Source organism: Streptomyces sp. NBC_00513, assembly GCF_041431415.1.
In the GTDB taxonomy this organism is placed as follows: domain Bacteria; phylum Actinomycetota; class Actinomycetes; order Streptomycetales; family Streptomycetaceae; genus Streptomyces.
This window is the reverse complement of sequence record NZ_CP107845.1, coordinates 2,956,691-2,970,677: the sequence shown is the minus strand read 5'-3', so window position 1 is coordinate 2,970,677 and position 13,987 is coordinate 2,956,691. Positions and strand designations below refer to the sequence as shown.

Sequence of the window (13,987 nt, the reverse complement as noted above, 5' to 3'; positions counted from 1 at the left end):
CATCCTTCCACGCGCGCGGCGCAACCGCCCCGGACTAATCCACGGGCGAACGCGGCATCCCCTTTCGGGGGTTTCGTCCCGGCACGGCACCGCGCCCCACCGGAGGAATCAGGTGGGGCGCGGTGAGAGGGGGCACCGGGGCGTCGCCCGCGGTGGGGGGATCGACCGGATCAGACCAGGTCGGTGAACAGGTTCCAGCCCGAGCCCAGGGCGGTGCGGGGCTCGAAGGTGGCATCGGGGACGGTCGGGGTGAGGCCGCTCGCCGTGTACAGCCAGAGCTTGCCCTGGGAGTCGCGGGCGACCAGGTCGGACAGGCCGTCGGCGTTCAGGTCGCCGGGGGAGACGATCGCGGTCATGTCCTTCCAGCCGCTGCCGACCTGGACCGGCCGCGCGAACGGCACGGCCGTGTCGTGGGTGCCCTGGTACAGCCACAGGCGACCGTCGGTGCCGCGGCCGACCAGGTCGGGGATGCCGTCGCCGGTCATGTCGCCGGCCCCGGTGATCCGGTCCAGGGAGTTCCAGCTGCTGCCGACCTTGAGGCGGTTGTAGAAGCCGGTGCCGGTGCCGCGACCCGGGTACAGGTACAGGTCGCCGCCCTTCTCACGGGCCAGCAGGTCGCCGCGGCCGTCCCCGGTCAGGTCACCGACGCCGATGACGGTGTTGTAGATGCCCCAGCCGGAGCCCAGGTTCACATCGCCCTTCTCGTGCAGCGCCCACAGCTGACCACCGGCGGTGACCTTGAGGACGTTGCCGTTCGGGTTGGTGCCGAGCCCCGAGGTGTGGATCAGGGTGTCGGTGCTGCTCGGCGGCCGGCTGAACGCGTAGTAACCGGTCGGCCCCTCGAAGCCGTCGCGGCCGCTGGAGCGGTAAGCCGAAATGGAGCCGCCGGCTTCACGGGCGATCAGGCTCTTCTTGCCGTAGGCGCCGTTCGGGGAGTCGTCACCGGCGAAGCCGAGGAAGTGCGGGAACTCCAGGTCGTAGCTGCCGGTCTGGTCCAGCCTGCCGTTGCCGAGGCTCGTGTAGACGAAGGCGCCGCCGTCGTTCTTGCGGGCCAGGAGCCGGACGTTGCCGTCCTTGTCGCCCTGGGCGAGGACCTGGTCGAACTGCTGCCAGCCGTGGCCGATCGGAACGGCGTCACCGAACGGGGCGTCGGTCTTGCCGGTGGCGGGCTTGAAGTACAGCAGGCCGTCCGAGCCCCGCATGATCAGGTCGGCCAGGCCGTCCTTGTCGAAGTCGTAGCCCGTGACGAGGTTGAAGAGGTTCCAATGGCCGCCCTTGACCTCGATCGGGTCCGCGTAAGGGCTGGTCGTGTCCGCCTTGCCGGTGCCCGGGTAGAGGAAGAGCTGCCCCTTGGTCGTACGGGCCAGCAGGTCCGGGTGGCCGTCGCCGGTCAGGTCGCCCGCACCCGCCACCTTGTTGAACACGTGCCAGCCGCCGGACGCCCAGCCGGTCGGCGTGGAGCCGTGCGTGGTCGCGGTGTGCAGCTGGATGCCGCCCTGGGTGTTGATGGTCAGGAGCTCGGGGCTGCCGTTCCCGTCGAGGTCGCCGACCGGCACGACCTCCTTGTGCTCGTCGACGTTCTTGATCTCCCCGGTGATCGGGAACTCGGCGGTGGCGCCGGAGTCGTAGCGCACCGACCAGCCGCCCCACACGTTGCGCAGGAGGAAGTCGTCCTTGCCGTTCCCGTCGATGTCCAGGCGCGGGGAGACGGCCGCCGCGGCCTTGCCGGCGGTCTTGGCCTTCGGGGCGGCGACGGCGCCGCCCGGCTGCGGGACGGCCTGTGCGGCGGCGGTCGACTTGCCGGGGACCACCGGCGGCTCGGAGGCGAGGGCCTGCCCGGCGGTGATCATCCCGGTGGCCAGGGCGAGGGCGGTGCAGGTGAGTACGCGCAAGCGGCGAGAGGTGGTGCGGGCGTTCATGAAAGTGTCCCCCAGGACTGCTGTCTCGACCTCCCCCCCTGGGAGGCAAGATGAAATCTAGATCATGCAAAACCCCTGGTGGAAGGGGGTTTTGAGGGCCGGGTGGTGCTGCGGCGGCGCGGTGACGGCGCTGTGACGGGCCGGTGACAATCGGGTCGGGAAGGGGGCGTTCCGATACTCGGGAAGGGGCGGTCCGATACGAGGGCCGACACGAGGGCCGATACGACGCGGGGTCGGACACGACGCCGGCCCGCCCCACCGAGGCGGTGGGACGGGCCGGCGTCGTACGACGGGGCGGGCGGATCAGCCGCGCAGCTCCTCGGCGACCAGCTCGGCGATCTGGACGGCGTTCAGCGCCGCGCCCTTGCGGAGGTTGTCGTTCGAGAGGAACAGCGCCAGGCCGTTCTCGGCCGTCTCGTCGGTGCGGATGCGACCCACGTACGAGGCGTCCTTGCCGGCGGCCTGGAGCGGGGTCGGGATCTCGGAGAGCTCGACGCCCGGGGCGTCCGCCAGCAGCTCGTAGGCGCGCTCGACGCTCAGCGGTCGCGCGAAGCGGACGTTGACCTGGAGCGAGTGGCCGGAGAAGACCGGCACGCGCACGCAGGTGCCCGAGACCTTGAGCTCCGGGAGTTCGAGGATCTTGCGGGACTCGTTGCGGAGCTTCTGCTCCTCGTCGGTCTCGAAGGAACCGTCGTCGACGATCGAGCCCGCGAGCGGCAGCACGTTGAAGGCGATCGGACGCTTGTAGACGCCCGGCTCGGGGAAGGCCACGGCCTCGCCGTCGTGCACCAGCGCGGTGGCCTCGCCCGCGACGGCCTTGACCTGGCCGTCGAGCTCCGCGACACCCGCGACGCCCGAGCCGGAGACGGCCTGGTAGGTGGTGGCGATCAGCGCGGTCAGGCCGGCCTCGTCGTGCAGGGGGCGCAGCACGGGCATGGCGGCCATGGTGGTGCAGTTCGGGTTCGCGATGATGCCCTTGGGGCGGTTCTTGATCGCGTGCGGGTTGACCTCGGAGACGACGAGGGGGACCTCGGGGTCCTTGCGCCAGGCCGAGGAGTTGTCGATCACGACGGCGCCCTGGGAGGCGACCTTCTCGGCGAGGGCCTTGGAGGTGGCGCCGCCGGCGGAGAAGAGCACGATGTCCAGGCCCGAGTAGTCGGCCGTGGAGGCGTCCTCGATGGTGATCTCGCGGCCCTCCCACTCCAGCGTCGAGCCCGCCGAACGGGCCGAGGCGAACAGCCGCAGCTCGTCCACCGGGAACTTGCGCTCGGCGAGGATGCCGCGCATGACTCCGCCGACCTGTCCGGTGGCTCCGACGATTCCGACCCTCACGGTGACTCCTCTTGGTACGTACGACGCGGGCGCGCGTGGAGCCATCATGCGTTCGACCCCACGAGCCTTGTCCAATCCATTGTCCGAGGTGCGGACGGTGTCCTGAATGTGAACCCCCGTGACGACTCCGTGGCGGGTGTGTTGCACCACCTCGAAAGGGCCGTTTACCCAGCTCAGAGCCGATTAGCGTCCGATCGGGCCGTGACCGTTATCCGGACACGGCGTATCGGACATCGAAACGACTGACTCGGGGAGAACCATCGTGCGAGCCATCCGCCACCGCCGCGGGCCCATACCGGCGCCGGCCGCCCTCGCGGCCGTCGCCGTCGCCGCATCCGTCCTGCTCACCTCCACCCCGGCGAACGCCCACGGGCCGCGCCAGGGAGCTTTGGCCAAGGAACTGGTCGAGGAGGTCACCGCCCGCGGGGCCTACCGGCACCTGGCCAGGTTCCAGCAGATCGCCGACGCCAACGGCGGCAACCGGGCCGCGGGCACGCCGGGCCACGCGGCGTCCGCCGCGTACGTCCACGACACGCTCAAGAAGGCCGGCTACCGGGTCTCGTACCAGGACTTCGACATCCACGAGGCCCACACCAGGACGGAGAAGGCCACCGTCGTCGGCGCCGGGGGCCGCGAGCTCGCCACCGCCGCCTTCACCTTCACCCGGTCCACCCCGGCCGGCGGGCTCACCGCCCCGCTCGCCCTCGCCCGGGTCGACGAGACCCCCGGCTGCGAGGCCGAGGACTACGCGGCGGGCTCCTTCGCCGGAAAGATCGCCCTGGTCAAGAGAGGCGCGTGCACCTTCTTCGAGAAGGAGAAGGCGGCCGTGGCGGCCGGCGCGGCCGGGCTGATCGTCTACAACCACAGCGGCACCACCCCGGTGCGCGGCACCTTCTCCTCGCCCGCCGAGGGACTCGTGCCGAGCGCGGGCATCAGCCTGGCCGACGGTGAGGCGCTCGCCGCGTCGGCCGCCGCGGGCGAGGTGACGATCCGCCTGGACCTGGACCAGGAGCACGTCAAGAAGACCACCCGGAACGTGATCGCGGAGACCAGGGGCGGCCGCTCCGACCGCGTCGTCACCGTCGGGGCCCATCTGGACTCGGTTCCCGAGGGCCCGGGCATCAACGACAACGGCTCCGGCTCGGCGGGTCTGTTGGAGGTCGCCCTGAAGCTGGCCGAGGAGACGCGCGGCGGGAAGGGCGGACAGCCCGCCAACAAGGTCCGCTTCGCGTGGTGGTCGGCCGAGGAGCTCGGGCTGCTGGGTTCGGAGCACTACGTGGCGAGCCTGTCCGAGAAGCAGAAGAAGGACATCGCCCTCTACCTGAATTTCGACATGATCGCCTCCCCGAACCCGGCGCAGTTCGTCTATGACGGCGACGACTCGGACAAGACGGGCGAGGGCGCCGGTCCGGCCGGGTCCGCGCAGATCGAGTCCCTGATCAACGGCTTCCTCGACAGGAAGGGCAAGCCGCACGAGGGCAGCGACTTCGACGGCCGCTCCGACTACGGCCCGTTCATCGCGAACGGCATCCCGGCCGGCGGCACGTTCACCGGCGCCGAGGGGATCAAGACGCCCGAGCAGGCCAAGCGGTACGGCGGCACGGCCGGCGCCCCGTACGACCCGAACTACCACGGGGCGGGGGACACGCTGAAGAACGTGGACCTCAAGGCCTTCGACACGAACCTCGACGTGATCGCGCACGCGGTCGGCACCTACGCCGCCGACCTGAGGTCGCTGGGCAGGTAGGCCCGGGGCGGCGGGAACGCCGAAGGGGCGGGCGCTCGGTTCGAGCGCCCGCCCCTCCGTCATGCGATCAGCCGGTCGCCGTTACGGCAGGACCTTCTCGATCTGCACGCTGCCGGTGCCGGCGGCGGTGCCGCGGGCGTTGAGCAGCTTGACCTGGCCGAAGAACTGACGGCCCTCGGGAGCCGCGCTGTTGACCAGGACGTTCGCCGAGACCTGCGCGGAGGCGCCGGTGGCGAGGTTCACCGCGGCGGCCTCGTCGACCTGGACGGAGCCCAGGGCGGCCGAGAAGAACACGTCGCGGTAGTCGTACGTGGTGGTACCGGCCGGGATCGCGTAGCCGATGACCTTCACGGAGTAGGTGCCGGCGGCCGGGTTGACCAGGCTCACGGCCTCCTCGGAGTCGCCGTCGGCGGAGGTGCCGACCTTGACGCCGTCCTTGTAGACCTCGAGGTCGAGGTCCGCACCGGTGTCGGAGACCTTGCCGATCGCGACGTCGAGGCGGGAGACGCCCTCGCCGATCGTGACCTCGCTGGTCTGGGTCTCACCGGCGGCGATGGTCGGCTTGGCGACCTTCGCGGAACCGAGCGGGCCGCCCTGGAGCTTGCCGCCGGAGATGGCCGCGGCCTCGTTCTTGACGGTCAGCTGGACCGGCGCCGGGGTGCCCTGCTTGACCTCGGGCAGCACCTTGACGGCCGGGTCGAAGACCGCGCCGAGGACGGAGACGTCCAGCTTGTACGGGTTGTCGAGCAGCGGCGACGTGCGACGCGACTCGACCTCGATCTCCCAGACACCGGGCTGCGGTTCGGCGTACGACCGCAGGTCGGGGCGGCAGGTGTTCGCCGGGTTGTTGTAGTTCGGGTAGCACTGGGTCGTCGCGCTGTCCTCGACGCCCACGCCGTACGGGTGGATCGAGATGAAGCGCGTCTGGCTGCCGTCCTTCAGACCGCCCAGGGCGACCTCAAGGGTCTTGGCGCCCTGCGGGACCGTCACGAAGTACGACTTGTGGCTGTTGCGCTGCACCGAGGAGGTGTCCGACAGCGTGAAGGACGGCTTCGCCAGCGGGGTGGCGGCGACGACCGTGGTGAGGATCTGCTTGTCGATGCCCTCGGTGGTCGGGTCGTCGAGCTGCAGGATGCCGCTGTGGACGCCGGCCGACTTGGCGTTGGCCTCGACCTTGATGGTGACGGGCTTGTTCAGCGGCAGCGTGACGTAGTCGTAGCCGCCGATGACCTTGAAGGTCCCGTCGTTGTTGCGCCAGGTCAGGTCGTGCCGGGTGCCGTACTTGACGCCCGTGGTGCGGGTGACGACGACGTCGTAGACCTTCTTCTGGCCGACCTTCAGGCCGCCTTCGCGGTCGTAGACGCCGGTGCCGAAGCCCGGGGTCTTCAGGAACTGGTCGATCGCGGTGTCGACCGGGGCCTTGACCGTGAACTCCTCGGCCTTGGCGTTGCGCTGGATGGACTCCCACGCGCCGACGACGTCGATCAGACCGGAGCCCTGGGCGTGCGCCGGGACGTCGGCGATCTTCTTCGCGGTGCTGGTGAGCGCCACCCGCAGGCTCGCCGGGGTCAGCGCGATGTGCTGCTGCTTGGCGGCCGAGATCAGCAGGGCGCTCGCGCCCGTCGCCTGCGGCGAGGACATCGAGGTGCCCTGGAGCATGGAGTAGCCGGCCGGCAGGGTGTAGCCCGCCTCGGCCACCGGGGAGCCGGGCAGCCAGGTCTGGGTGGTGTTGATGGCCGCGCCGGGGGCGGTGATGGTCGGCGTGAAGCCGCCGTCCTCACGCGGACCGCGCGAGGAGAACGGGAACATGTTGTACTTCTTGCTCACGCCGGAGCCGTAGTTGGCGGCCCAGGTGTCCTTGGAGACGGCGGCACCCACGGAGATGACCTTGTCCGCGAGACCGGGGTCGCCGATGGTGTTGACACCGGGGCCCTCGTTGCCCGCCGAGATGACGAGCTGGACACCGTAGGTGTCGATGAGGTTCTTGTAGAGCTCGGAGCGCGCGTTGTTGCCGTCGTTCAGCGCCGGCAGGCCGCCGATCGACATGTTGACGATGTCCACGCCGCGGTTGACGACGAGGTCGATCATGCCCTCGGTCAGCGCGATGTTGGTGCAGCCGCCCGACCAGGAGCAGGCGCGCGAGGAGACGAGCTTGGCGCCGGGCGCCTCGCCGTTCATCTTGCCGCCGAAGAGGCTGTTGGCGGCGGTGATGCCGGCGACGTGCGTGCCGTGCTCGGACTCGATGATCCCGACGTTGACGAAGTCGGCCTTCTTGCCGACCCAGTCACCGCCCAGCGGGTCCATCGGGACGTCCTTGCGGATCTCGATCACGAACGGGATGCGCTCGGCGACATCGGTCGCCGGGTTGTCCGTGCCGAAGTAGCCGATCTGGTAGCCGTCCTTGTACGGCTTCATCGGCTCGTTGTTCGTGAAGTCGCCGTCCTGGTCGGTGTCGACGCGGACGGTCCCGGCGACCGGGTCGTAGAGCAGGCCGAACCGGTCGGTGGTGTCGCCGTCGCGGTTGACGTCGCCCTTGGCGTCGCCGGTCGCGGTGATCGACTCGCTGAAGCGGCTCCACTGGAAGGTGCCCTCGGGGGCCTTCCAGCTCTGGCCGCCCGCGGTGAAGCTGCCGCCGGCGGGGGTGACCGGGGTGATCTGGGCGCGCCAGGTGGCGTCGTTGTCCGTGATCGGGTCGGTCGCGGTGACCCAGTCGACGATCTTGCGCTCGCCGGTGGTGGTCTTCTGCAGGGCCGGGTGGCCGAGGTCGACACCCGAGTCCATGATGCCGATGGTCACGCCGCGGCCGTCGGCCTTCGGGTTCTTCTTGACGAAGTCCACCGCGCCGGTCTCGAAGGACGGGTTGTACGGGTTCTTCGCGGGGGTGTCCTTGCCCGGCGCCGGGTAGGTCTCGGCCGCGGTCTTCTTGGCCTTGCCGGTCTCCTTGCCCGCGTCGGGACGCGGGTCCGGGAGCTGGATCTCGTGCCGCAGGTCGATGCCGTGCACCGAGGACAGCTTGCCGGCCGCCTTCAGCGCGGCCTCGGCCTTGTCGGTCGGCAGGGTGGCGCGTACGTAGCCCAGCTTGTCGTACGTCCGGCCCACCGAGGCGCCCTGGACGGCGTCGAGCTGCTGTGCGACCTGCTTGGTCTCGCCCGGGGCGGTCGCGACCATGACGGTGACGTTCTTGTCACCCTTGGCCTTGGCCTCCTGGAGCAGTTCGGCGTCGGCCGAACCGAGCTTCTGGTCCGCGGACTTGACCGGCGCGGAGGAGCCGGGGTCAGTGGCTCCCGTCGCGGCGAAGACGGGAACGGCTCCGGTCGCGCAGAGCGCGGCCACCAGGCCTGCGGCGGCCGCGACGCGGGCGACGCGTCTGGCGCCGGGTATGGCCCCGGGCGTGGAGCTGGGGGATTCGAGGGTCATCAGCATCCCTGGCTAAGTGAAAGATACGGTCCGGATTTCGGTGCCGGATGACCGGTCAGCTTTGCGCAAGTGACAGCTGTTTGGGGAGTGTTGTCATTGACCGAGACCTGACATGGCGGACTCCCGCCGGCGCGCGGAACCCGCCATGGGCCCCGGACCAGGGCATAGCGGGACGCATCGCAGGGGTCAGAGAGTGGATTTATCGACTTACCGGTCGCATGTCGGCATCACGGTGGACTTCAGCCGTGGGGCAGGTGTGACAACTTTCGAGCGTTCAGCGCTCGCGCGTGCGCGCGTTGTGTCGCGGGCCCTCGACGCGGTCGCCGCACGCCGTCGAACACCACCGTCGGGTGCCGTCGCGCGAGACGTCGTGGAAGTGCAGCCCGCACGTCGGCGAGGCGCACACGCGGATCCGATCCGCGGCGCCGGCCGCCAGGTCCAGGTGGCCGCGGACGGCGATCCAGGCCGGGCCCCAGGTCGGATCGGCGAACTCGGCGCGCTCGCCCGCGCCTTCGGCGGTGAAGGTGATCCGGATCCGGCCGTGCTCCAACACGGCGTCGAGCAGGGCCCGCGCGCTCGCGTCGGCCGGATCCGCTACCGCCCGCGTCAGGGCCTCGCGGGCGGTCAGCAGGTGGACGAGGGTCGCGGCGTCGGCTCGGAAGCGGTCGGCCAGACCGGCGCTCTCCAGCCAGACCGCGAGCCCTTGCACCCGGGTCAGCCCGGCGGCGCCCGCGAAGAGGTCGACGGGCTCCCCGTCCTCGACCCAGCGGGTGTTCAGCAGGTCGAGCGAGACCGGCTCGCCGGTCAGGGGGCGCGGGTCCGCCCCGGTCCCTGTCGTCATGTCCTCGCCTCCCGCCGCCCCTCGCCAACCCTGCGAGGGTACGTGACCGCTCCGCCCCGCCGGTGGTCCCGCGTACGGGGCTCGGACGCCGTCCCGCACTCGGGTGCCGTCCCGTACTCGGGCGCTCGGGCGTTCCGCGCTCACCGGGGGAGGACGACCAGGTAGGCCGCGGGCTCGCGGTCTCCCGACGCCGTCAGGGCCGTCCGTACCACCGAGGCCTGCTGTTCGGGCCAGTCGCGGAGCTTGCGGGGGGTGAGGTGCAGGACGGTCACCCCGAGCCGCTCCAGCGCCTCCCGCTTGCGGACGCACTCCGCCCACTCCTCGTCCTGGTCCTGGCGCGGGGCGCGGGTGTCGATCTCGATGGCGACGGCCTGCTCGGGCCAGTACGCGTCGACCCCGCCGAGGTGCGGGCCGCCGGGCAGCCGCAGGTCCACGTTCCAGACGGGCTCGGGCAGGCCGTGGCCCCGAACGAGCTGGTACAGCCGGTCCTCGGCGATGGCCCGGCCCTCGGCGAGCAGGGATTCGACGGCGTCGACCACGTGGGGCCGGTTCAGCAGCCGGGCCACGGTCAGCTCCCGGACGACGGCGGCCGGTTCGCAGTGCCCGCCGCGCACCGCCTCGCTCAGCAGGCGGCGTACGACCCCGGCGTCGGAGATCCGGGCGACGGCGTCGGCGACGGCCCGGGCGACGGGGGCCAGGGGGAGGCCGGACACCTCCTGTGGCCGGGGCGGGGTGTGGGACCGCAGGATCCGCACGTCGCCGGTGGAGCGCAGCCGGCGGGTGCCGGGTACGAGCACGTCGATGTGCGGGAGTCCGGCGAGCGGGGGAGCGGAGGTGAACCGGTACAGGGCCAGGGCCGCCATGCCGGTGATCATGGCCTCGCCGGCGGCGCGGCGGCCCGCGTAGAGCAGCGCCGCGTGCAGTCGCTCCTCGCTGGTCGCGGCGCCCGAGTGGAGCAGGAACACCCCGGGCAGGATCTGCCGCCAGGGCCGCCCGGCGGCGTCGGAGGCGCTGACGCCGTGCTCGCGGAGCTGCGCGAGGGTGAGCACGCGGGGACGGCTGCCGGTGAGGTGGGCGAGGGGGAGGGGCGTGTTGTGGTTCATGTGCCGGAGGTTCCCGCACGGCGGGCGCCCGCTAACCCTTGTTACAGTCCCGTCGACAAATCGGGACAACACCGCACTAAAGTACGGACGTTCGACTGCCGATAGCGCCGTTCGTCCGAGGCCGTTCACCTGCGCGGATCCGGGCGCCGGCCCAGGCCCGCCGCCCGGCCCCCGCCCGGCCCGCGACCTGCCCGCGCCCGCCTCGCGTACGAGGCGGGCGCGGGTTCCGGGGCGGCGCGGGGCCTAAGCCGTCGTCGCCGCCGCGTCACAGGCCTGGGCGCGCAGGGCACGGGCCAGGTCGTCGCGGGACTCCAGGACCAGTCGGCGCAGCGCCGGCGGGGCCGACTCGTGTGCGGCCAGCCACGCGTCGGTGGCGTCGACCGTGCTCTGCGAGTCCTGGAGGGACGGGTACATCCCCTTCACCACGTGCATGCCGATCTGGATCGAACGGTCGGCCCACACCCGCTCGATGGCCTCGAAGTAGCGGCCCACGTACGGGGCCAACAGCCCCCGCTGCGAGGACTGCTGGGAACCGGAGATGGTCGCCTCGACCAGCGCGTTCGACAGCGCGTCCGATTCCACGACCGCGGCCCACGCCTGGTCCTTGACCGCGGCCGACGGGCGCGCCGCCAGGCACCGGACCTGGTGCCGCTTGCCCGACGCCGTGTCGTCGCGGGCGAGTTCCGCGGTCAGGGCCGCCTCGTCCACCGCCCCGTGTGTCGCCAGCGGCAGCAGGAAGTCCCAGCGCAGCTCCTGGTCCACGTCCAGCCCGTCGATCCGCGCCGAACCGTCCATCAGCCCCAGCAGCAACTGGAAGTCGCCCTCGGTCGCCGCGCTCGCCGCGAAGAACCGGGCCCACGTCAACTGGGACTCGGAGCCCGGCTCGGACATCCGCAGTTCCTGGAGCGCGACCGCCGACAGCACCCGGCCGCCCTGCTCGCGCCAGTCCGCCGCCGCGTAGTGGGAGACCGCCGACAGGGCCTGCGCGTGCAGCTGCTGGAGCACGCCGACGTCCGTCTCGCGCCCCGCGTGCGCCAGCACCAGGGACACGAAGTCCCGGGCCGGCATCAGCCCGTCGCGGGTCAGGTTCCACAGCGCCGACCAGCACAGGGCCCGCGCCAGCGGGTCGGTCAGGCTGCCCAGGTGCGAGCGCAGGGTGGACAGTGAGCGCTCGTCGAAGCGGATCTTGCAGTAGGTGAGGTCCTCGTCGTTGACCAGCACCAGGTCGGCCCGCTCCTGCCCGGCGAGTTCGGCCACGGCCGTCCGGGCGCCCGCCACGTCCGTCTCGGCGCGCGCGAAGCGCACCAGGGCGCCGTCCTCGATCCGGTACAGGCCCACCGCGACCCGGTGCGGCCGGAGTTCGTCGCCCTCCTGCACCACCGCGAGTTCGGTGATCCGGCCGCCCGCGTCGTGGGTCACCACCGGCGTCAGCGCGTTCACGCCGGCCGTCTGGAGCCAGGCACGCGACCATTCGGCCATGTCCCGCCCGGATACCTCGCCGAGCACCGACAGCAGGTCGTCCAGGGTGGTGTTCCCGTACGCGTGCGCCTTGAAGTAGCGCCGCGCGCCCTCCAGGAACGCCTCCCGGCCCACGTACGCCACGAGCTGCTTGAGGACCGCCGCGCCCTTGGCGTAGGTGATCCCGTCGAAGTTCAGCTTCGCGTCCTCCAGGTCACGGATGTCGGCCGTGATCGGGTGCGTGGACGGCAGCTGGTCGGCCCGGTAGGCCCACGCCTTGCGGTTGTTGGCGAAGGTCACCCACGCCTGGTCGAAGCGGGTGGCCTCGACGAGCGCGAAGGAGCCCATGAAGTCCGCGAAGGACTCCTTGAGCCACAGGTCGTCCCACCACTTCATCGTGACGAGGTCGCCGAACCACATGTGCGCCATCTCGTGCAGGATGACGTTCGCGCGGCGCTCGTACGAGGCCTGCGTGACCTTCCCGCGGAAGATGTACTCCTCCCGGAAGGTCACCATCCCCGGGTTCTCCATCGCGCCGAGGTTGTACTCGGGCACGAAGGCCTGGTCGTACTTCCCGAAGGGGTACGGGTAGTCGAACAGCTCGTGGAAGAGGTCGAAGCCCTGCTTGGTGACCAGGAAGACGTCGTCCGCGTCGAAGTGCTTCGCGAGCCCCTTGCGGCACATCGCGCCGAGCGGGATCGTCAGGTCCCCGCGCGTGTAGGTGTCCGTCACGTAGTGGTACGGGCCGGCCACCACGCAGGTGATGTAGGTGGAGATCGGCGCGGTCTCGGCGAACCGGCGGGTCAGCCCCTCGCGGGACTCCTCGACGCCGTTGCTCCACACCTGCCAGCCCTCGGGCGCGGTCACCTCGAAGCGGTACGGGGCCTTCAGGTCGGGCTGCTCGAAGTTCGCGTACACCCGCCGGGCGTCCGCCGGCTCGTACTGGGTGTACAGGTAGACCTCGCCGTCCTCGGGGTCGACGAAGCGGTGCATGCCCTCGCCGGTCCGGCTGTAGGCGCAGTTCGCGTCCACGACCAGGACGTTCTCGGCGGCCAGTGCCTCCAGGGCGATCCGGGAGCCGTCGAAGACGGCGGCGGTGTCCAGCTCGGTCCCGTTCAGGGCCACGGAGTTCACCGAGGGGGCGATCAGGTCCGCGAACGTGGTGGAGCCGGCGGCGGCCCGGAAGCGGATCGTCGTCACCGAGCGGAAGGTCCGGGGGCCCTCGGCCGGCTCGGCCTCGTCCACCGCCGACCGCAGGTCCAGGACCACCTCGTACCCGTCGACGGACAACAGCGCGGCCCGTTCGCGGGCCTCGTCACGGGACAGATTCTCTCCGGGCACGTGCACTCCTTCGTGCGTGATCGTCGTCTTCCGTCGAATCCTCGCACGGGGGGAATGCGGGGGGTCCCGGGCTGGTTGGGGAGGGGGAACACGACCAGAGACGCCTTATGTGACTTGAGGAGAGACATGCCCGACACGCAGGTGCGCGAGAAGACCCCGGTCGATTTCTGGTTCGACCCGCTCTGCCCCTGGGCCTGGATGACGTCCCGCTGGATGCTCGAAGTCGAGAAGGTGCGCGACGTCGAGGTCCGCTGGCACGTGATGAGCCTCGGCGTGCTCAACGAGAACAAGCTGGACGAGCTGCCCGAGTCCTACCGCAAGCTCCTCGGCCCCGAGGCCTGGATCCCGGTCCGCGTGGTCATAGCGGCGCAGCAGAAGCACGGCTCCGAGCTGACCGGCAAGCTCTACACGGCGCTCGGCACCCGTATCCACAACGAGGGTCGCGGCAACACCCCCGAGGTGATCGCCGAGGCGCTGGCCGAGGTCGGTCTCCCGGTGGAGCTGGCCGCGTACGGAACCTCCGACGAGTACGACGAGGCCCTGCGCGAGTCGCACAACGAGGGCATCAACCGGGTCGGCCAGGAGGTCGGCACCCCGGTGATCTCCGTGCCCGGCGACAACGGCAAGGACGTCGCCTTCTTCGGTCCCGTCGTCACGCCCGCCCCGCGCGGCGAGGACGCCGCCCGCCTGTGGGACGGCACCCTGCTCGTCGCCTCCACCCCGGGCTTCTTCGAGATCAAGCGGACCCGCGACAAGGGCCCGTCGTTCGAGTAGTCCCGCGAGCGGTACCCGGCCGGTCCGCCGGCCCGACACCACGAAAAGCCCCCGC

8 protein-coding genes are annotated in these 13,987 nt (G+C 71.2%); 2 read left to right on the top strand and 6 right to left on the bottom strand.

The annotated features are described in order from the left end of the window. Positions 1-170 precede the first annotated feature (170 nt). Positions 171-1,919, bottom strand: coding sequence for a VCBS repeat-containing protein (locus tag OHA84_RS13845; RefSeq protein WP_053674882.1), 1,749 nt, complete (start codon positions 1,917-1,919; stop codon positions 171-173). Between the two features lie 303 nt (positions 1,920-2,222). Further along, on the bottom strand, positions 2,223-3,251 hold the full coding sequence (locus OHA84_RS13840) for an aspartate-semialdehyde dehydrogenase (protein WP_053674884.1): 1,029 nt from the start codon (positions 3,249-3,251) through the stop codon (positions 2,223-2,225). A 262-nt stretch (positions 3,252-3,513) separates the two neighbouring features. Between OHA84_RS13840 and OHA84_RS13835 the strand changes: the two genes are divergently transcribed. After that, positions 3,514-4,998, top strand: coding sequence for a M28 family metallopeptidase (locus OHA84_RS13835; RefSeq protein WP_266947515.1), 1,485 nt, complete (start codon positions 3,514-3,516; stop codon positions 4,996-4,998). An 81-nt stretch (positions 4,999-5,079) separates the two neighbouring features. On the opposite strand, the gene OHA84_RS13830 is transcribed toward OHA84_RS13835, so the two are convergent. The 4 genes from OHA84_RS13830 to pepN all read right to left on the bottom strand — a co-directional run bounded on the left by OHA84_RS13830 (position 5,080) and on the right by pepN (position 13,158). Beyond that, entirely contained in the window at positions 5,080-8,415 is a 3,336-nt protein-coding gene (locus OHA84_RS13830; protein WP_053675031.1) for a S8 family serine peptidase, read from the bottom strand. A 274-nt stretch (positions 8,416-8,689) separates the two neighbouring features. Then, positions 8,690-9,256: a CGNR zinc finger domain-containing protein gene (locus OHA84_RS13825; protein ID WP_053674888.1), complete on the bottom strand. Its 567-nt coding sequence runs from the start codon at positions 9,254-9,256 to the stop codon at positions 8,690-8,692. Positions 9,257-9,396: 140 nt separating this feature from the next. Next, positions 9,397-10,359, bottom strand: a complete 963-nt coding sequence (locus OHA84_RS13820; protein ID WP_053674890.1) for a hypothetical protein — start codon at positions 10,357-10,359, stop codon at positions 9,397-9,399. 243 nt (positions 10,360-10,602) lie between these two features. Beyond that, positions 10,603-13,158 carry an aminopeptidase N gene (gene pepN, locus OHA84_RS13815; protein ID WP_266971489.1) on the bottom strand — a complete coding sequence of 852 codons (2,556 nt, stop codon included), beginning with the start codon at positions 13,156-13,158 and terminating at the stop codon, positions 10,603-10,605. A 126-nt stretch (positions 13,159-13,284) separates the two neighbouring features. On the opposite strand from pepN, the gene OHA84_RS13810 reads away from it, so the two are divergent. Further along, entirely contained in the window at positions 13,285-13,932 is a 648-nt protein-coding gene (locus OHA84_RS13810; RefSeq protein WP_053674892.1) for a DsbA family protein, read from the top strand. Positions 13,933-13,987 lie beyond the last annotated feature (55 nt).